The following is an 18,458-nucleotide window of genomic DNA, read 5'->3' as shown; positions in this document are numbered from 1 at the left end:
GTAAAATAAAATTGATTTACTGACATTTACTACATCGTATAAGCCTCCTATAACCCTTGCCATTCAACCTAAAACTGTGAAGAAAATATGAAACTCCTGCTAGCTCTGCTGCTGGTATGCAGCTGCCTTGGATGCAGTTCCCACACAAAACATACAACTACTTCAGAACCATCCCAGCCGCTGGTTTTGGTAACTGATACACTCCTAAAATTCGAAGCCCAACCAACCTTGGGGTTCAACTTCGATTACCTTATCTACCTGCCAAAAGGGATTAAAAGCGACAGTACAACACACCTGCTTGTAGAAACTAACAACACCGGTCTCAACGATTCCATTGAATACCATGAGAGAGGAGCGCGGCATGCGGCCAGCAAAAGCGGTGTGGGGATTTATATCTCGAAGAGACTGCGGATTCCTTTTCTTGTTCCGATTTTCCCGAGGTCAGAAACTAACTGGACGTTCTATACCCATGCTCTAGACCGGGATGTGCTGCTGACCAAGGAACCCGACATAGAGCGGCTCGACCTGCAACTCTTGGCGATGGTGGAAGATGCCAAAAAGCAGTTGGCGGCACGAGGGTACCCGATCAAAGAAAAGTTCTTTATGACAGGCTTTTCTGCCTCGGGTACTTTCGCCAACCGTTTCTCTCTCCTGCACCCTGACAAAGTCAAGGCGACTGCCTACGGTGGAATCAACGCCATACCCATCCTCCCTGTTTCTGAGTGGGAAGGAAACAAGCTCCCATACCCGCTGGGTATAGCCGACATGGAGGAGATTACGGGCCAACCCGTAGATATTGCCGGGTTCCGCCAACTGCCGAAGATGCTTTTCATGGGTGCATTGGATGACAATGATGCCGTCCGCCTTCGACGATGCTTATAGCCAAGAGGACAGGGAACTAGTGTACCGGCTGATGGGAAAGCAGCTTATACCACAGCGGTGGGAGTTTGTGCAGCAGGTATACCGCAAGAATAACATAGAGGCTGACTTCAGAACCTACTCTCATATAGGGCATGGAACTGATTTGAAAATAGGTAACGATTTGGTTGAGTTCTTCCGGAAGCATTCCCATTAGAGGCTAATAGCCATGCCTATGTCTCTTTCGCTGCGCACAATAGCAAAAAGGTATAGGTTCTCTAGTTTTCGGTAGTGCTCTTATGCTTTAGTCGACATGCCATTTTTTTTGTGCAAGTATACGCAATGCTACTCAGGCAATTGAGCTCCTAGGAAAGAAAGAAGCGGCAGCGATTGCAGGAATATTTGTACCTTGGCTTGATAAAAGGTATAGCGTGGGCGGCAAAACGAAATCAGCTTCTTTTTGTGTGTTGGCTGTTCACAAGGTAAAAAAGAGATGAAATAATCATGTCAGAAGAATTGAAACAATGCCCAAAGTGTAATTCACCTTACGGCTACGCCATGGGGGAGGAAATATATGCTTGTCCTGAGTGCGGAAACGAGTGGAATCCGAATGAAGTGGAGGAGGATGCCGGCTTGAAAGTAATAGACGCAAACGGTAATGTATTGCAGGATGGCGATTCTGTTGTTGTCATCAAAGACTTACCCGTAAAAGGTGCTCCGAAACCTGTAAAAGCCGGAACAAAAGTGAAGAACATACGCTTGACGGACGGAGACCATAATATTGATTGCAAAATTGATGGCTTCGGGTCTATGGGGCTTAAGTCTGAGTTTGTGCGAAAAGCATAGTGTTTAAAAATGAGCTTCAGTGGGTAGGTGAGAGCATCCCTAATTCTATGCGGTCCATTCCCTGAAGCAAGCATACTAACATCACCTCATGGTTAATATCCTCACCGAAATAACAATCAACCGACCAACCGCTGAAGTCGCGGCTTATGCGGCTGATCCGGACAATGCGCCTGTGTGGTATGAGAATATTAAGTCCGTGGAGTGGAAAACTCCGAAGCCTTTGGCTGTTGGTTCTCAGGTGGCTTTTGTTGCCCACTTCCTAGGGAGGAAACTTGCCTATACCTATGAGATCGTGGAGTATATTCCCGGCCAAAAAATGGTGATGCGGACAGCAGAGGGACCCTTTCCGATGGAGACCACCTATACGTGGCAGGAAGTCGATGCCAATACAACACGCATGAGCTTGCGCAATGCCGGACAACCGACAGGCTTCTCCAAAGTGTTCGCTCCCATCATGGCGACTATGATGAAAAAAGCCAACAACAAGGACCTGAAGAAAATAAAGGAGATATTGGAAAGCAGGTGATGGAGCGTTAACCTCATAAGCTGCTAGAACACACTATGAACTACCCCTACGGCCCCGGCATCAACCACATCGAATTCTGGGTGAAAGACCTAGAGGAGTCGCTTCGCTTTTATAGCGAACTGTTCCCCCTGATAGGGTGGTATGCACTGAACGCAACCTCCTTTAGCTGTGGCCGGCACGAGATCTATTTCAAAGAAATGCCCGTGGCTTTCCATGACAGCTTGGGTGTGCGGCACATCTGTTTCCATGCCGAAAGCAGGGAGGTCGTGGATCGGGTTGGAGTTTGGTTGAGAGAGCAGGGAATGGATGTGATTCGCGGTCCGCAAGAGATGCCGCAGTACGATGAAACCTACTACACCGTGGACTTTCGCGACCCTAACCATTTTGTGTTGGAAGTGGCATATGCCCCTGATATAAAACTCTGATTTTAGCTAAGTTAAGGGACTTAAAAAAACAAAGGCAGCTAGTGACTAGCTGCCCGTTTTCATAGTTATATTTTGTGCTATGAGTACCTTATACTGGTAACAGAAAACTATGTTGTGGTCTAAAGAAAAAATGTTGCTCAACCGCCTTGCTGCTTGGTGAGCATGCCCTGTTTTAAGGTAGAAGTGCCTAGGCCGGAAGCTTCTATCTTCAGTTATACTATACCTGTGCGGAAGCTACTTGAGCGGCTGATTCCTGTCGCAACTCCTTTACCCGATCTTCGAAGTATTGCTCCCGTTTTCCCTCGCCCACCACAGCCACTTTGTTGAAAAGCGTAACTAATTCTTCTTCATGCGTCGCCTTCTGGCCTTTGCGGATATCGATGTAGGCAAAACGGGTCCAGATAACAGAGATAATAGCCCCCGTTTTCATATCCACCATCTGTCCTTCCATCAGCAGGTCAGAGCCATTGAACCAGCGCAGGCAGGTCTTGATGTGAACTGTTTCCATGAATTTTACCTCGCGCAGATAAGCCAGCTGATTAGAGGCTACTACCCACGCGTTGCCAGTTGTTTTGGCCCTCGCGTAAATGTCTAGCCCGTAGTTTTCGCGCACCTGATCCTCGCGGGCGTTCAGGTAGTAGTCGATGTAGCGGCCATTGTTCAGGTGTCCGAAAGGGTCGCAATCCTCGAATCGGATAAGGGCGGTGCTCTCTAGTATTTTCTCGTAATTTCTTTCCATTGTGTTAAATCTATAATAGTACAAAAAAGACCGTTCGGTTTATTTCAAGGTAAAAAAATATTAGGCTTTTAATTCCGTATCGATCATGTGCTCCAACTGTCCAATCACCGTGTTGAGGTGCTTGCCGTCGCCATAGGCTTTGGAAAGCATGATGCCGCCTTCGATCAGGCTCACAAACAAAATGGCAAAATGGGCAGCATCAGTCTTGGGCTTAAATTCACCATCGGCTATACCTTGGCTGACAATATTCGCAATAGCTTTGTGAAGGCGATTAAGCACTTTCACCACGCTGGCCCTAAGGAGCGGATTGGTGTCGTCGGCTTCCACGGATGTATTCAAAACCGGACAACCCCCCAAAACAGGAGAAAAAATGAGGTAGGTCTTGTAGAAAGCCAGTATGGCCTTCAGTTTGCCAGAAGCGCTTTGCTGTTGCGCAACTCGATCCCCAATCTGCCGCGTGATGATACCGGCTGCGTGCTCAAAAGCGGCCAGCGCGATTTCCTCCTTACTCTCAAAATGCCCATAGATGCCTCCTTTGGTCAGGCCGGTGGCCGCCATGATATCCTGCATGGACGTACCGGCATAGCCCTTCTGGTTGAAAAGGGGGGCTGACCGCTCAATTATGAGTTGGCGGGTGCGTTCGGCTTTGCTGATGATTGTCTCCATGGTAAGGATTATACTGCAAAATAAACCGATTGGTTTTTATTTCCAAAAAAAGAAAATGCTTTTCCATCTTGCTGAATTGCCTACCAATTTGGCTTGGACGGGTCTGGCTTGCGGGTCGCTTTTTTCGGAAGCTGCTGGATGTACTGCTGCTCCGCGCTGCGCATGGCCTCGAGCATCAGGCGGGCTTTTTCCGGATTGATGTTCATCTGTTGCAGACGGCTGTTGCGGGTCTGGGCGCGCTGCTCTGCCTCCGGAAGCGGGTCACTGCTCCGGCTACGCTCTGGTCGGTTTTTATCGAAGTTATTGTCCGGGTTCATCCCTTGGGTATCGCCCGGTTCGTTGCCACTGGTTTCCTGCCTTTCTTTGTTTTCGGGTTTGTTTCTGGAGCCGCCGTCCTCTTGGTTTTGCTCACCGCCCGGTTTCTGCTGCTCACCTTCCTCGTTTTCCTCTTCCTCTTCGGTGTCTACCTCATCCTCCTGATCGCCGCTGCTGTCGGGCTTCTTCTTGGGCTGAAGCGACTCTTCGTCGTTATCGGGCGGCAACTGGTTTTGCTTGTCACGTGCTAGCTGCTCCTCCTGCTCCGCTGGTGGTGGCGTGGCGGCTTCCTCATCTTTGCCAGCCAAGTCAGGCCGCTGGTCCAGTAGTTTCTTGATCAGTTCATAGTTGTACCGGGCTGCCTCGTTTCCTGGCTCCACCACCAAAGCTTGACGGAAGTGGGAGAGAGCCAGCTTGTATTTCTTGCTTTGAGCGGAAATGATGCCAAGCTGCAGCAAGGCCACCGCCCGGTTGTGACGTGAGGAGTGCTCGGCCAACAAGGTATACTGCTGGCGTGCTTTCTGTATCTCACCCACCTTAAAATAGGCATGCCCTAGGTTAAGGCGGACTTGGTCGTCCTGTACATTCAGGTCTTCAAGCAGGTACTCATACGCCGCCACCGACTCGATGTACTCACCGCGCGCATAAGCCACCGCCCCTATATTGGCATACTCATTCATGCGTGAGATGGAACCGATCCCGCCCGTCAGTAAACCAATCAACAGTATGGCCGAGATAAGCGACTTCATATACGTACCAGTTTAACGGTGATCAGCACATCGAGCAGAATGAGCAAGAGCGCCAATGCAAGTGGGTAGATGTATTTGTTGGCGGTCACATCGATGGTCTTGCTTTCGCGCAGCTCGCCTTCTATGTTGTTGATGGCCGTAATGAGACGATGTGCTTCGTTCACCCGTTCTGTGATCTCAAAGTATTCGCCACCGGTGGCTTCTGCCAGCTGTTCCAAGCCTTCGGGGTGCAGTTTGGTAACGACGGAATTGCCGTTTTGGTCTTTCAGAACGGTGGTGCCCATCGGTATTTGGCTGCCATCGGTCGTGCCGATGCCCAAGGTATAGATCCGGATGTTTTGCTCGCGCAACCTGTCGGCCCAGTCAGTGGTTCTGCTACCAAAATCCTCGCCGTCGCTTATTATTACAAGTATACGCGCTTTCTGCTCTTCAGCCTCAGGAGAGGCCGCCTGCCCGAATTTCTGTGACACCAGCTCCAGCACGGGCAAGAACGTGGTGCCCCCATGCGGAAGCAGCCCTGTGCGCAGGGTCTGGGTATAGAGTTGCAGAGCGTTTTGGTCGTACGTGAGCGGACTCTGCAAATAAGCTTCTGAGGAGAAAACGATCAGGCCGATACGGTCGGAGTTAAAGCGGCTGATCAGTCGCAGGATATTACGCTTGGCACGTTCGAGCCGGGTGGGCTGCACATCGTTCGCATCCATGGAGGCCGAGAGGTCCACTGCGATGTAAATGTCCTTGCCGATAGTCTTGATCTCTTTTTTCATGGCCCCGAACGAAGGCCCTAACACGGCAATGATCAGCAGCACGATATAGGCGTGGCGCAGCACAAACTTAACCCATACCCCGTGCGGACGCTGCCCGAAGAAGGCCGCCACCCGGCGCACCCGCAGCAAATACCCGATGTACAGTCCGAGGAACAGCACACCGAATAGAATTTCGAGCAGGGTGATAGTTTGGTACCAAGTCATGTAAAGCAGTTTTCAGGCAGTGCCCGATGACAAATATAAGAAAGGAAAGCCAATGTAACGGGTTTTTGAGGGCTACCAAAAGCTGTTGCAGGTATAAGCGGGGCAGGGGAGCGGGGTTGAGGAGGCTGCGAGGCGTGTCTGACTAAAATTTTTTCAGAAAAATATGCCTTGAGAAAGCTGAATAGAATCAAGTAGTTAGTTTTGAAAAAGGCAGTTTAGGGGTATGCTAGGCGGGTTTGTTTGCTAAAATTTTGGAGGGTGCTATTGTATGGGCAAATTTAATGTAGTATGTTTGCAATCTCTTCAGCAGGGAGAGACCCGGAGGGGTGGGTGAGTGGCTTAAACCAGCAGTTTGCTAAACTGCCGTACTGGAAACGGTACCGGGGGTTCGAATCCCCCCTCCTCCGCAAGCGGAAAAATAAATTGAAAAAGTTTTGACAATTTAAATTCTTCGCTTACTTTTGCACCGCGTTCAACATTAACAGCGACACAATCGCTAACCGGAGTTGAAAGCACAGTTCGGGGTGTAGCGTAGCCCGGTATCGCGCCACATTTGGGATGTGGAGGTCGTAGGTTCGAATCCTGCCACCCCGACTTAAAAATTTCGGAAGCAATTCCGAAATTTTTTGTTTAAGGGTAGAGCAACCGCTCTCCCAAGGACGCTGGTCTCGTAGCTCAGCTGGATAGAGCAACTGCCTTCTAAGCAGTAGGTCTTTGGTTCGAATCCAAACGGGATCACTTCAAAAAACAAAAAAGCTTCTTTACTTCATTGTAAAGAGGCTTTTTTTATGCCCTTATTTATCAGCCGGGATGATTTCGTACTGTATCGGTTTAAAGCTGTAGTTGTTCGATTGCTCTGCTGAGCAGGCTGTGAGACCGACGATCAAATCCATCTTTGCTTCTAGTAGCACATAGTCGCCGGCTTTGCTGGTGGGCGGGTCGACGGAGAGTTTGCCATCCTGTGCGAATTGCACATTCATGAAAATGTTGAAAGCAGTTGGTACATCGTCAGGCTCAATCCCGTATTGCGCTAAGTTGGTATACAGGTTCTCAAAACAGCTAGGGTGGTATTCCGGATTCTGGTACATAATCTGAAACGTCTCGGGGCTACAGGGGGCAAGCAAAAAATCATTGCGGCCATTGGTGTCTTCGAGTATCTCCATGAGCTGGCGGCTGCGGTTACTCCAGAGGTGGTGCCCCTTCGTGATGAGAATGGTCTCCTCAAAGTCGAGCGTCTTGCCCGAAGAAAGCTTCTCACGCTTGTCTTCCGCATTAAAAAGCACCATGTCGCTTACCTGTTCACCCTGCGGGTCAATTACCTTCAGCTTTTCACCTTTTCTCAGTTTAAAGGCAGCTCCAGTTTGTTTAGCTATTGTTTCAGTCATATTGTTGGTTAGGTGTTATAGCTTTTATAATTTTCCGGCTAAGAAAGGGCACTTCCAGCTTTCATCAACATGTCTGCCGCTGTACTGCGGCGCTTCTAAGCCTTCTCCAAAATCACTCAGCATAGGATTTACAGCGCCATCGTATGCTTCATCTCGTTCTCGTATAACCTTCTTCATGTTTTCATACACTCCTTTTTCGCGGAGCTGCTCAAACTGGCGGTGCAGGTTAAAGGCCATAGCTGTATAGCCAAGCTGCCTAGCCTTTCTGCTGGAGTTTGGGTGTAAGCCCACCACAAAAAAAGCGGTACCGCTATAACTAAAGCTGAAATCTGGTTGCTCCGGATCGCTGCTCACTTCAGGGTCCCAAGGGTGCTCCGTTTTATCGCTGTCGTGCAGAAGCTGCAACTGCTTCCAGAGCTTTTCCTCAAAACTGATTTCTGAGTCTGGTCCTTCATCTGAAAAGACAGCAACCAACGTCATGTATTCGCTTTCAGCCGCCAATGTCTCTGCGATATACTGTCGCAGGTCATTGCCCAGTTGCTCTGTGGTAGCTTCGGTGGCCATATTTCCGTAAATCCCGAAGCGAATCTGCCCTGAGTTAAGAGCGGCCTTCGCCCCTACACAAGGATAATCTGTGTCGCTTAATTTATCGTTGAAGTTCAGGAAAATATCCTGTGATAACCCCGGTTTTGAAGCTTCCAATTCCTGGGATGTATAGTAAGATTTATGTTGGGAATTCATTCTTTTAATGAAAAAGTGAATGGCAAGTCTTGTGAACAGCTTTTGGAATGATCCAATTTGTGGTGGTGGACTGTATCCAAGAATGAACCGCTGGAATCGAAGCGTCCGTTGTGATTTGTAGCTCTAAAAGGCTCCTGATGATGCTTCCAGTTTGCTACTTAATCCGCGGCCTTTGCCAATGATAAATTGTTATACTTCTATTAGCTAAAAAGGGTGCAAATGCAGGGATATGATGCACTAAAATAATTTTACTAGCTTTCTTCCTACACAACACTCCTTAATGCAATAGCATAGTTGTGAATATATTACAAATAGAGATGGACAATTGTTACGCATTTAACTGCTACATACTGAAAATAGGTGCTGTTTAGAAATTCGCTCTGCAGAAATATTCTAAATTTGCGCCCCGCCCAAACAGGCGGGGCGCTTTTTCCGTTAGCTTATACCTGCAACTATACTAGCTAACACCCTTAGAACAAGAACAAAACATGACAGCCGATACCCTAGATAAAACAAGTCTTTTTCAAGAGACGGAACAGCAACTGAAACAGCAGCATTTTAATATCAGCAGCCAAGACCAGAGTCGGCCTTGGGGCGGTTTTTTTGTAATCGACGAAAACCAAGCGCAGGACTTTGCTAACACCTATTTCGACAACATGTCGGTGGACAAGTTGAAGATATCCGGAAAACTGAGCCCGAAGATACTACTGGTGGCACCTAACAAGCGCCTGAGCTGGCAGTACCACCACCGCCGCGCCGAGATCTGGAAAGTGGTGAAAGGCAGCGTGGGCGTCGTGACCAGCGACACCGACGAAGAAGGTGAACTGAAAGTGCTGCACCCCGGCGATCTGATCACACTGCGCCAAGGCGAACGGCACCGTCTGGTGGGCTTGGACGGTTGGGGCGTGCTGGCTGAGATCTGGCAGCACACCGATGCTGAGAACCCGTCTGACGAAGAGGATATCGTGCGGGTGCAGGACGACTTTGGCAGATAAGCCTACACGATAAGGTATAAAACAGAAACGGCGCTGAACCTCAGGTTTCAGCGCCGTTTCTGTTTACTGCTCCAGCAGGTGCCGGCACTTGAACAGCTGCTTCTCTACTTCCTGAATGGAGAAACGGGGATTGCTGTTGCCGAAGTTTGTCTGCACGTAGTTGAGTATGTTGGTGATCTGCCCTTTGTTGAGGTGTTCGAAAGCGGGCATGCCTTGGTTGTAGTTTTTGCCGTTTACCACAATGTTGCCTGTCTGCCCATGCTGAATGATGCAGGCTAAATCGTCGCGGTGGTTTACGAGGTAGTCGGCACCGGCCAAGGGCGGAATGAGGTTGCGCAGGCCGCTGCCGTCGTCCATGTGGCAGTTGGCGCAGTACTGGGTATAGAGGCGCTCGCCTTCGTTCTGCTTGTCCGTAAAGCACTGGGTGAGGGTGAGCAGGGCCGCTATACCTCCAGCCAGTGGCAGAAGCTTAGTTTTTATCCGCATCCTTCTTCTTTTTCTTTTTAGGCAACAGGGCAGGTATGTCCCGGATCAGCCGGTCTACTTGGGCGGGATCGGTGCCGTCGTAGATGCCGCGCACGTGGCGGTTTTGGTCCACGAGCACAAAAGCGCCACTGTGCACAAAACCGCCGGGCTCCTCCTCATCTTCTAGAGCCGTTACCATATACTGCATGGCGATGCTGTAAATGCTGTCTTTCTCGCCAGTTACGAAATGCCATTTGTCGCTGCTCACCTGCAGCCGGTCGGCGTAGTCGCGGAGAACCGCCACCGTGTCGTGTTTCGGGTCGATGGTGTGGGAGAGGAGCATAAGGCGGGGCTCATCTTTAAATTCCTCGTACACGCGCAGCATCTGGCTCTTCATTTTGGGGCAGATGGTCGGGCAGGTCGTAAAGAAAAAGTCGGTGACGTATACCTTGTCCTGCACAGTGAGGCTGGTTACTACCTGACTGTCTTGGTTAATGAAAGCGAAATCAGGTATTCGGTGGTAGACCGTATCGGTTACCTGCTGCCCGTCTACTTCGCGTTGCACCAGTTGGCGTTCACCCAATATCGGTAGGTCGCCAGTTTCGGCGGACTTATCTGAGCAGCCTTGCCAACCGAGGGCAGAAATGCTTAGGAGCAACGTGCATAGCAAGGGGCTAATTCTATTTCTGTTCATAAGTCGCATAAGTTTCTTTGGCATTGGCGATCGTGCTGTCCATGAGTGCTTTTACGCGGGCCATTTTGTCGTGCTCATCTCGCAGGTATACCATGGCCGGTTCATAAGCTAGCGTGTCAGGGGCCTTGTAGTTCCGCATCCAGTCCATCATAGCCTCGTCCGCCTCGTTGAGTTCCGCTATACGGCGGTTCAGCAGGCTAATGGTAGCAGTGTCAGTCGTGCTAGCCTGCAGGGTATCGCGCAGGGCGCTGAGGTCGCGTCGGAGGCGGTAGATCTTGCCCATGTCGGCCATAGCCTCGTCGTGCAGGTTCATCACCTCGGTTTCCAACTCCTGTTTTTGTTGTGTTTCGGAAGAGGAGCCATCTTGGCAGCTAGTCAAGACAAGCGGTAAGGCAAGGTATAATAACCACTTTTTCATGATACCAATCAGTTAGAAGTGTAGGTATGGTGCAAAGGTATAGGTTATGGCAGAATAACCCGAGTTGGATAAGGGAAGTTTTAAAACTGAAGCTTTATTAAGTGATTGCTATGCAGACATAAAAATGCCCAGCGGGTGGCCGGGCAAAGTAAAACATTGTGAAAACCAACATGACGGTTGCCTAAACGGGTACCATGATATTTGAATGCAAGGCATGCGCCAGCTGGTTGTACTGCCCCTCAGACAGGTGGCTTCGCAGGAACATCATCACATCCCTAAAGGCATAGTGCGCATGGTCCAGCGTTGGGAAGTCGGCCATTTCAGCGAAGGCGTCTTTGGAGCGGATAAACTCCAGCCACTCATCCTCGTGGCGTATGCGCACCGGCGCCTCATGCAGTGTGAAGCCGTCGAAGTAGATGCCCTTCCAAATGATCGGCATCTGTGCGGCCAGATGGATTGCTTCAGCGGCAGGTATACGATCGCGGATGGCGTGCAGCACCGCCCTGAAGATGCGTGCAGCTTTGTGCTCATCCTCTATACCTAGCTGGTCACAAAACTCATGCAGCCACGTCTTGGCTTCCTTCTGATAATTCTCAAAGTTCATTGCCATGTTTACCTCCTTTTTTAATGATTAACATGCATTGTGTCTTATTATCAACGCGTTAGGTGTGAGGGGGTTGTGGTTTACATGTGAGCGGACTTGTTAGTCGGGTGAATGCAAATCAAATAAAATCAGCGCCTAAAACAAGCAACCTTTTACAATTCAACAGTCTAACCACTTAGCAATTCAACCATTAAAAAAATCACCACTTTTTGAACACAAAGAACACGGCTAGCAGAATAAAGACAAAGCCCACAATGTAGTTCCACTTCACCTCCTCTTTCAGGTATAGCACCGAGAATCCCACAAAGACCACCAATGTAATCACTTCCTGAATGGTCTTGAGTTGAAAAGCGGTAAACTGCCCGTGTCCGATGCGGTTGGCCGGCACTTGGAACAGGTACTCGAAGAAGGCGATGAACCAACTCACCAAAATGACTTTCCAAAGTATAGTGTCTTTGAATTTGAGGTGCCCATACCAAGCGAAAGTCATGAAAATGTTGGAGACAAGCAGCAGGAGGATAGTTTTCATGCCCGAAATTTAATACACGAGAAGCTTATCCGGGAAGATATTTCCAGCAAATCAGACAATTCAGAAAAGTGAAATATTAAGTAAATAGTTTATGTCCTGATAAGCTATGTCATTTACTTAGATAAAGTTTTTGCTATATTGATGCTTTAAGCAGGAAATAAGATTCCTTAAAAGGAGGCTCACAGAATAATTCTGGATTTGATTATATACTGCTCATTTCACTTTTGATATCATTAAATTTTTTTTACACTCGTGATCTATGAAACACGCTTTACTCAGTTTCTTATTACTAGTCTCTTTCGGAACGGCAGCCTTCAGTCAGGAGCTTTTTACGGTTCGGGATACGGTGAATGGCTTTGAAGTGGGCGTTCCAATGGGCTGGCGCTATGGTGTGCCTACCGACAAGTCTGTAGATTTCATTGCGCTCAGGCAGAAGGAGAGCGAGGCGGATGTTCCGAGAGAAACCTATAACATTAACATCCTGCAGCGCAGTGAGCAGGACTTGGATAGAATATTTAAGGAGTTCCTTGGAAGCATTGGAAGTGCGGAGGGATTCCGAGTCATCGAGCAAGGCGATACCACCATTAACGAAAGACGCTACAAATACCTGATCGAGGCGCACAAAAACAAGTACAGTGGGGAGGGAATGCAAAACTATGTGCTGCTTACTAACAGGGAGGACAAAGTGCTGATACTCACCATGGCCACCATCTCAGACAACTTTCCCGTGTTCAAGCCGCTGTTCGACAAGGTCGCCTCCAGCTTGCACTTTTAGCGATTAGTTAGAACACTTCGATGCGGCGATATGAGAAAATTTTTACTTGTTTTGCCCGCCTCATAGCCCTGACCTCTTTTTGATGGGAGAAGAGCCTTTCTGCTTGAAATAGAATATGATATGTACAAAGTAAGTATTGGGTTCATTCAACCTTTTTATAAGCTAAGTGCGGTTATTTTTTTTAAATCACAGGAAACCATATCCTTGAAACCATAAGCCTGGTAGTCATCAAATGAAACTTTTGCTCTTTTTCAGCTTTTGCATTTTAGCTTTCTCTGCTGTGGCTCTGCCAGTTGATACACTCTATACCTATCACCCTAATGGCAACGTGAAGGCGATGCAAGTGGTACGGGCTGGAGAAGTGGTTTCAGAGATGGCTTACCTTGAGAACGGCGGCAGGAAACATACATGGGATTTGCAGAAAAATGTCGTGTACTCCTACAATTCATTCGGAGATATGGGAGATTCTTCTGCCGCATATTTTTTAGAAAGGAGTCCTTCTTATACCATTTATCAGTACTATGGCGACAGCCCAAGCTTGAAGCATATCGAGCGATATAAAGACAACATCCGTCATGGTAAATCGCAGTACTTCCACAGGAACGGTCAACTGGAAGCTGAGGGAGAGTTCAGCAACTGGGAAAAGGTTGGCATTTGGACGTACGGCACTGAGAATGGAAGCCGGGATATCCATTGGCACATCATCAACCATGGCTACTATGAAAAGGGGATTTCCGTTTTCTACACCATCGTACCCTTTCTGCTCATATTGTCCCTGCTTTTAATTTTTGGCTATCGGTACTTTAAAAGAGGGCAGTATCCGTACTTCTATAAATTGGCTGCGATTCTGCCTTTCGCTTTGTTTGCCCTTTGGACAATAGCCATTGCTGCGCTGGGTGAAGCAGCTGCTATTTTCGTAATGATGCAGACCGCAACAGTAGTGTTAGTGCTCCTGAGCCTGCTCAATGTCATTTGGGCCAAAAGGCTAAGAGTAAAGCGATATGTCAGTTTGCCGCTCGTTTTCGTTGGGCTTTTCTTTTACGTTTTCCTGATCTGGATAAAGGTGATGGGAGCCATCGCCGGTGCTATGGTCATGTAAAATGCTTGAAATCTTGAATACCCGCTTGAATTGGTTGCGGTTACCTCATGCTTGATGAAACACACATGGAGTTCGAATACTTCAAAGAAGTGGACAAAGGGAATACGGATTGGCTCATTTTGTTTATGAACAGAAAAAGGTGAATGAATAAGACGAAGCTTTTAATTCCCATACTCCTGCTTCTTGGCGCAACTTCTTCTTATGCACAGAAAGTGTTGTCAGGTGCTTTACCTACCCATCAGGAGGTAATAGAGAGCTTGAAGTCCAGCTATAAGCTCAATGAATATGATCAACCGAGCGTGTCTGTCGTCTTTAATCGGGATACGATCGTGGTTGCAGGTTACCTTGCCGATCCTGAGTTAAGTGCTATCAAAAGTACTGTTTACAGAACCCTAAATGGAGGCAAAAGCTGGGAAATACGCAGCTTCAACGGAGATGCGTGGATCTACGATGCTTATCATAAGCCAGACGGACTACTGTGGATGGGGGGATCTGATGGGCATGTCTACTATTCGTCCAACTACGGATTGGCGTGGAGTAAAAGACCAAAGCCCTTTGAGCCTGCGGGCAGAGTTCTTTCCATCTACATGGTCGATCATAGGTATGGCGTAGCAGGTAGTTTGCACAACGGGCTGGCAGTGACGAATAACAACTGGGCGACCACAGAGCAACTCCCGACGCCACTGGATCAGGGGAGGTACACCATACTCGCCAATTCTGCCAGAGACAGGGTAAACAGAGTCCAGATTCTTGGTCCAACCATCATTATCAACCAAGACGACCATATCTTCTTCTCTGGAATAGACTCAATCCACTGGAAATCCTTTCGTGTTCCAGTGATTGACTTTTATGCTGATACTGAAAAGGTAGAGTGGCATCTCAAAAGCCTCGGAAGCAAGGTGTTTGTTCTATCTGAGAACCTGAGCTTAAAACGCTCATACGTGGACAGCACACTTATGGAGCCTTACAAAGAGACCAAGAACTCATCTATCTTGCTTGGTAGCTTTCTCACGGCAGGAATCAAGACGGTGATGGTTAAGGCAATTGTATATGAGGCTGAAGGAGGGAAGGGCTTGCACACCATATACAGGGAAAGGACGCAGGAAGCCAGATTCAAGAAGGTTGACACTGCCTTTGTTTTCTCGTCCAAAGGGTATGGGCGAAGGTATGCCAGAGAGTATAGGTTTAGTGAGAATGAATTAGCAAGGCTCTTGAATAGCCTCAATTCAATAAGCAATGGGACACCTTCTACTGCAAAGATCCGCTTTTCAGAAAGAGACTTCACTGATTATGAAAGGCTGATTGCCAGTAAAAGAGAGGAAAGGGAGAATAATAAAGTATGGGGTGGCGATTTTTCCTATTTACTGGATCTAAATAATAGGCAATTTGATGAATACCGAGAAGTGGTGAAAACCATCGTGCCCGAGCATTTGGAGAGGGTATATAGGGATTACGATTACGACTGGTCGGGTTTCCAAGAAGAGAAGCCTGCATTGAGTATGACAGTGATTAATAACACTGGCGATACGCTCTCGCTACACAGCGCTAAAGCAAAACATTTTGGGCTTCCATGGACGCTACAAGTTGGCGGGCAGACAGCAGAAATTTATGATGCTGACATTTCACACTTTCTGAGGCAGATACTGCCGAGCAGCTTCATAAACTACGAAAAGCTACTAGGCGGTGAGCTGATTTTTGAGCTGATTAGGGAGAGGATAATTGACGGGCTTGAATATGAAAACAATCCCCCAGAGTGATGTTGGTCATTGCAAGCACACATTCTTAAGGGCTTTGTTGCTTTCATAAAACTCATATTTGTCATTTAAGATGTTCTCATAGGGCACTTTTTCTGCCTTGTTGGTAGTCTCGTCCTTGATGATGTAGGTGAGGTGACATTCCCTAAGCTCAATGGTGATATTTTAAAGGGAGCCTACATGTGAAGCTTATTCCAATAGATATTTTTGACAGGTCGGGCAATCTAGAAAAGGGGATTACCGTTTTGGACTTGATGCAATGCCTGACTGAGCTATGAAAAAATTAATGTAGGCGTTCTGAAGGCCCTGCCCGGATGCGCTTACCCTACTTGAATTTGCATTAAAACTAAATAGAAAGACCGCCTTTTTACAAGGTGGTCTTTTTGTGTTTTTTATGGTATAAGTATTTGTAAAACAGGCACTAATGTAAGTGTTGTTTTGTTAGTAACAAGGCACGCGAAGTAAGCGGAACAAGTCCGCTGTAGAACGGGGCACATTAGACTAAATTAGCATGCTCAAAAGTATAGCTAAAACAAAATAAAAGTGGTAATTTTACCTATTCAATCTATCTTTTCAAACACATGAGTGAAGTGGAAGAAAAACAATTGCACAATAATTATTCAGCAGATAGTATACAGGTACTGGAAGGACTCGAAGCCGTTCGCAAGCGTCCTGCCATGTACATCGGCGATATCGGTATCAAAGGCTTGCACCATTTGGTGTGGGAGGTAGTAGACAACTCTATTGACGAAGCATTGGCCGGTCATTGCGACACCATCAACGTTTCCATTAATCCTGATAACTCGATCACCGTTTCCGATAACGGACGTGGCATTCCAACCGACTTTCACCAGAAAGAAGGCCGCTCGGCCCTTGAGGTGGTAATGACGGTGCTGCACGCCGGTGGTAAGTTCGATAAAGACACTTATAAAGTTTCCGGTGGTTTGCACGGCGTGGGTGTATCCTGCGTGAACGCGCTTTCTACGGACCTGCACGTGACCGTGCACCGCAACGGGAAGATTTTTGAGCAGCACTACAACATTGGTGCGCCACAATACCCGGTACGAGAAATTGGCACAACGGAAAAGACTGGAACTACGGTACAGTTCACGCCGGATGCCTCTATCTTCACGACAACCGAATACAAGTACGACACCATTGCCAGCCGTTTGCGCGAACTCTCGTTCCTGAACAAAGGCATCCGTATTAACCTGGAAGATTTGCGTGAGCTGAACGAAGAGGGACAGCCTGTTTTAACTGAATCGTTTTACTCAGAAGGCGGCTTGAAAGAGTTCGTAGCCTATCTGGATGAGACGCGTGAGAACCTGATTCCGGAGCCGATCCATATTGAGAGCGAGAAAAACGGTGTGCCTGTAGAGATCGCCCTGCAGTACAACACTTCCTATACCGAGAACATTTTCTCGTATGTGAACAACATCAACACCATTGAAGGTGGTACCCACGTAGGTGGTTTCCGCCGTGCCCTTACCCGTACCCTGAAGGCCTATGCCGACAAGTCAGGTATGCTGGACAAGGTAAAGATTGAGATCGCGGGTGATGACTTCCGCGAAGGTCTAACAGCCGTTATTTCGGTAAAAGTGCAGGAGCCGCAGTTCGAAGGGCAGACCAAAACCAAACTCGGCAACTCCGACGTGGGTGGCGCCGTGGACGTGGCTGTCGGCGAAATGCTGAACGAGTTCTTGGAAGAGAACCCGAAGGAAGCCCGTATTATCGTGCAGAAGGTTATTCTAGCAGCACAGGCACGTTTCGCAGCTCGCAAGGCCCGTGAGATGGTGCAGCGCAAGAGCGTATTGTCAGGTACGAGTTTGCCTGGTAAACTGGCTGACTGCTCCGACAACAATCCGGAGAACTGCGAAATATACCTCGTGGAGGGTGACTCAGCGGGTGGTTCTGCCAAGCAGGGCCGTAACCGTAGGTTCCAAGCCATTCTGCCACTTCGTGGTAAGATCCTGAACGTGGAGAAAGCACAGGAACACCGCATCTACGAGAACGAAGAGATCAAGAATATGATCACCGCGCTGGGCGTGAGCTTCGGAACGGCAGACGGCGAGAAAGCCCTGAACATGGAGAAACTTCGTTACCACCGCATCATCATCATGACGGATGCGGACGTGGACGGATCGCACATTCGTACCCTAATCCTGACCTTCTTCTTCCGCTACATGAAGGAGCTGATCGAGAACGGCTATATCTACATCGCTTTGCCTCCGCTATACCTAGTGAAGAAGGGCAAAGAAGAGCGCTATTGCTGGAGTGAGCAGGACCGCATCGAGGCCATTGCTGAATTAGGCAAGGGTAAGGACGAGAGTGTGGGCGTGCAGCGTTACAAAGGTCTTGGTGAGATGAACCCGGAGCAGCTTTGGAACACCACCATGGACCCGGACACACGCAGCTTGAAGCGAGTAACCATTGAGTCAGCCGCTGAGGCCGACCACCTCTTCTCGATGCTGATGGGCGACGAGGTAGGCCCGCGTCGCGACTTCATCGAGCGCAACGCCAAGTATGCCCGTGTAGACGTGTAAGCTTTAGAATTTATAAAACAGCAGCGGCTGCTCTCGGAAGGGGGCAGCCGCTGCTGTTTTTAGGCTGTGAATAAGCAGGGATGTAGATCAGTATATAGGCCTAAACAACTACTTGTTTAGGCATGCGTACAATTGCGTAAAAATCTAAAGATGAAAACGTTAGGCATAGTATTGATCGTGCTGGGTATCGCGGCCTTTATTTACACAGGCTTTACTTATACGTCTAAAGAAACCGTTGCCGAGGTGGGGCCTATCGAAGTAAAGGCGGAGAGAGAACGCACTATAGGCTGGCCCCCTATTGTGGGCGTGGTATTGGTCGTGGGTGGTATTATTATGTTGCTGATAGACAAGAAAAGTAGATAAG

The 18,458-nt window shown here is 48.3% G+C and carries 22 protein-coding genes and 3 tRNA genes; 14 read left to right on the top strand and 11 right to left on the bottom strand.

Annotated elements, in window-relative coordinates; translation table 11 throughout:
- Window positions 1-87 precede the first annotated feature (87 nt).
- The 5 genes from Q1A04_RS04350 to Q1A04_RS04330 all read left to right on the top strand — a co-directional run bounded on the left by Q1A04_RS04350 (window position 88) and on the right by Q1A04_RS04330 (window position 2,655).
- On the top strand, window positions 88-882 hold the full coding sequence (locus tag Q1A04_RS04350) for a hypothetical protein (RefSeq protein ID WP_299701723.1): 795 nt from the start codon (window positions 88-90) through the stop codon (window positions 880-882).
- Window positions 851-1,075, top strand: a complete 225-nt coding sequence (locus tag Q1A04_RS04345) for a hypothetical protein (RefSeq protein WP_299701720.1) — start codon at window positions 851-853, stop codon at window positions 1,073-1,075. The genes Q1A04_RS04350 and Q1A04_RS04345 overlap by 32 nt, the downstream gene beginning before the upstream one ends.
- A gap of 287 nt (window positions 1,076-1,362) precedes the next feature.
- Complete coding sequence (locus tag Q1A04_RS04340; RefSeq protein ID WP_299701717.1) at window positions 1,363-1,704, top strand: zinc ribbon domain-containing protein YjdM; 342 nt, start codon at window positions 1,363-1,365, stop codon at window positions 1,702-1,704.
- Window positions 1,705-1,792: 88 nt separating this feature from the next.
- The gene (locus Q1A04_RS04335; RefSeq protein ID WP_299701714.1) at window positions 1,793-2,230 is read left to right on the top strand and encodes an SRPBCC family protein; all 438 of its coding nucleotides are present in this window, start codon (window positions 1,793-1,795) and stop codon (window positions 2,228-2,230) included.
- A gap of 35 nt (window positions 2,231-2,265) precedes the next feature.
- On the top strand, window positions 2,266-2,655 hold the full coding sequence (locus tag Q1A04_RS04330; RefSeq protein WP_299701711.1) for a VOC family protein: 390 nt from the start codon (window positions 2,266-2,268) through the stop codon (window positions 2,653-2,655).
- A gap of 217 nt (window positions 2,656-2,872) precedes the next feature.
- Here the strand turns inward: Q1A04_RS04330 and Q1A04_RS04325 are convergent, their stop codons facing one another.
- The 4 genes from Q1A04_RS04325 to Q1A04_RS04310 form a co-directional block, all read right to left on the bottom strand.
- Window positions 2,873-3,394 (bottom strand): thioesterase family protein, encoded by a 522-nt coding sequence (locus Q1A04_RS04325; protein WP_299701708.1) that lies wholly within the window; start codon window positions 3,392-3,394, stop codon window positions 2,873-2,875.
- Between the two features lie 60 nt (window positions 3,395-3,454).
- Complete coding sequence (locus Q1A04_RS04320) at window positions 3,455-4,060, bottom strand: TetR/AcrR family transcriptional regulator (protein WP_299701705.1); 606 nt, start codon at window positions 4,058-4,060, stop codon at window positions 3,455-3,457.
- An 80-nt stretch (window positions 4,061-4,140) separates the two neighbouring features.
- Entirely contained in the window at window positions 4,141-5,124 is a 984-nt protein-coding gene (locus tag Q1A04_RS04315; RefSeq protein WP_299701702.1) for a tetratricopeptide repeat protein, read from the bottom strand.
- Window positions 5,121-6,092, bottom strand: a complete 972-nt coding sequence (locus tag Q1A04_RS04310) for a VWA domain-containing protein (RefSeq protein ID WP_299701699.1) — start codon at window positions 6,090-6,092, stop codon at window positions 5,121-5,123. The genes Q1A04_RS04315 and Q1A04_RS04310 overlap by 4 nt, the downstream gene beginning before the upstream one ends.
- 320 nt (window positions 6,093-6,412) lie before the next feature.
- Here Q1A04_RS04310 and Q1A04_RS04305 point away from each other — a divergent pair.
- The 3 genes from Q1A04_RS04305 (at window position 6,413) to Q1A04_RS04295 (ending at window position 6,830) form a co-directional block, all read left to right on the top strand.
- A tRNA-Ser gene (locus Q1A04_RS04305) sits at window positions 6,413-6,499 on the top strand.
- Window positions 6,500-6,612: 113 nt separating this feature from the next.
- Window positions 6,613-6,686: transfer RNA gene (locus tag Q1A04_RS04300), tRNA-Pro, on the top strand.
- Window positions 6,687-6,756: 70 nt separating this feature from the next.
- Window positions 6,757-6,830 (top strand) — tRNA-Arg (locus Q1A04_RS04295).
- 56 nt (window positions 6,831-6,886) lie between these two features.
- Here the strand turns inward: Q1A04_RS04295 and Q1A04_RS04290 are convergent.
- Entirely contained in the window at window positions 6,887-7,477 is a 591-nt protein-coding gene (locus Q1A04_RS04290; RefSeq protein WP_299701695.1) for an urea carboxylase-associated family protein, read from the bottom strand.
- Between the two features lie 24 nt (window positions 7,478-7,501).
- On the bottom strand, window positions 7,502-8,179 hold the full coding sequence (gene gntA / locus Q1A04_RS04285; protein ID WP_299701692.1) for a guanitoxin biosynthesis heme-dependent pre-guanitoxin N-hydroxylase GntA: 678 nt from the start codon (window positions 8,177-8,179) through the stop codon (window positions 7,502-7,504).
- A gap of 527 nt (window positions 8,180-8,706) precedes the next feature.
- On the opposite strand from gntA, the gene Q1A04_RS04280 reads away from it, so the two are divergent.
- A complete protein-coding gene (locus Q1A04_RS04280; protein WP_299701689.1) occupies window positions 8,707-9,213 on the top strand; it encodes a phosphoheptose isomerase in 507 nt (168 codons plus the stop codon).
- 63 nt (window positions 9,214-9,276) lie between these two features.
- Here Q1A04_RS04280 and Q1A04_RS04275 read toward each other — a convergent pair whose 3' ends face one another.
- The 5 genes from Q1A04_RS04275 to Q1A04_RS04255 form a co-directional block, all read right to left on the bottom strand.
- Window positions 9,277-9,699 carry a cytochrome c gene (locus Q1A04_RS04275; RefSeq protein WP_299701686.1) on the bottom strand — a complete coding sequence of 141 codons (423 nt, stop codon included), beginning with the start codon at window positions 9,697-9,699 and terminating at the stop codon, window positions 9,277-9,279.
- Window positions 9,683-10,372, bottom strand: a complete 690-nt coding sequence (locus Q1A04_RS04270; protein ID WP_299701683.1) for an SCO family protein — start codon at window positions 10,370-10,372, stop codon at window positions 9,683-9,685. The genes Q1A04_RS04275 and Q1A04_RS04270 overlap by 17 nt, the downstream gene beginning before the upstream one ends.
- Window positions 10,359-10,790: a hypothetical protein gene (locus Q1A04_RS04265; protein ID WP_299701680.1), complete on the bottom strand. Its 432-nt coding sequence runs from the start codon at window positions 10,788-10,790 to the stop codon at window positions 10,359-10,361. The genes Q1A04_RS04270 and Q1A04_RS04265 overlap by 14 nt, the downstream gene beginning before the upstream one ends.
- Before the next feature lie 181 nt (window positions 10,791-10,971).
- Window positions 10,972-11,400 carry a DUF2267 domain-containing protein gene (locus tag Q1A04_RS04260; protein ID WP_299701678.1) on the bottom strand — a complete coding sequence of 143 codons (429 nt, stop codon included), beginning with the start codon at window positions 11,398-11,400 and terminating at the stop codon, window positions 10,972-10,974.
- Between the two features lie 193 nt (window positions 11,401-11,593).
- On the bottom strand, window positions 11,594-11,923 hold the full coding sequence (locus Q1A04_RS04255; protein ID WP_299701675.1) for a DMT family protein: 330 nt from the start codon (window positions 11,921-11,923) through the stop codon (window positions 11,594-11,596).
- A 259-nt stretch (window positions 11,924-12,182) separates the two neighbouring features.
- Between Q1A04_RS04255 and Q1A04_RS04250 the strand changes: the two genes are divergently transcribed.
- The 5 genes from Q1A04_RS04250 to Q1A04_RS04230 all read left to right on the top strand — a co-directional run bounded on the left by Q1A04_RS04250 (window position 12,183) and on the right by Q1A04_RS04230 (window position 18,457).
- Entirely contained in the window at window positions 12,183-12,698 is a 516-nt protein-coding gene (locus Q1A04_RS04250) for a hypothetical protein (RefSeq protein WP_299701672.1), read from the top strand.
- 280 nt (window positions 12,699-12,978) lie between these two features.
- Window positions 12,979-13,797, top strand: a complete 819-nt coding sequence (locus Q1A04_RS04245; RefSeq protein WP_299701669.1) for a hypothetical protein — start codon at window positions 12,979-12,981, stop codon at window positions 13,795-13,797.
- 143 nt (window positions 13,798-13,940) lie between these two features.
- Window positions 13,941-15,554: a hypothetical protein gene (locus Q1A04_RS04240; protein ID WP_299701666.1), complete on the top strand. Its 1,614-nt coding sequence runs from the start codon at window positions 13,941-13,943 to the stop codon at window positions 15,552-15,554.
- A gap of 578 nt (window positions 15,555-16,132) precedes the next feature.
- Window positions 16,133-18,094 carry a DNA topoisomerase (ATP-hydrolyzing) subunit B gene (gene gyrB, locus Q1A04_RS04235; RefSeq protein ID WP_299701663.1) on the top strand — a complete coding sequence of 654 codons (1,962 nt, stop codon included), beginning with the start codon at window positions 16,133-16,135 and terminating at the stop codon, window positions 18,092-18,094.
- 150 nt (window positions 18,095-18,244) lie between these two features.
- Window positions 18,245-18,457, top strand: a complete 213-nt coding sequence (locus tag Q1A04_RS04230) for a DUF308 domain-containing protein (RefSeq protein ID WP_299701660.1) — start codon at window positions 18,245-18,247, stop codon at window positions 18,455-18,457.
- Window position 18,458 lies beyond the last annotated feature (1 nt).

It is taken from the genome of uncultured Pontibacter sp., assembly GCF_947499215.1.
Classification (GTDB): domain Bacteria; phylum Bacteroidota; class Bacteroidia; order Cytophagales; family Hymenobacteraceae; genus Pontibacter.
Note: the sequence above shows the minus strand (reverse complement) of the source record. Positions and strands in the feature narration are given on the sequence as shown.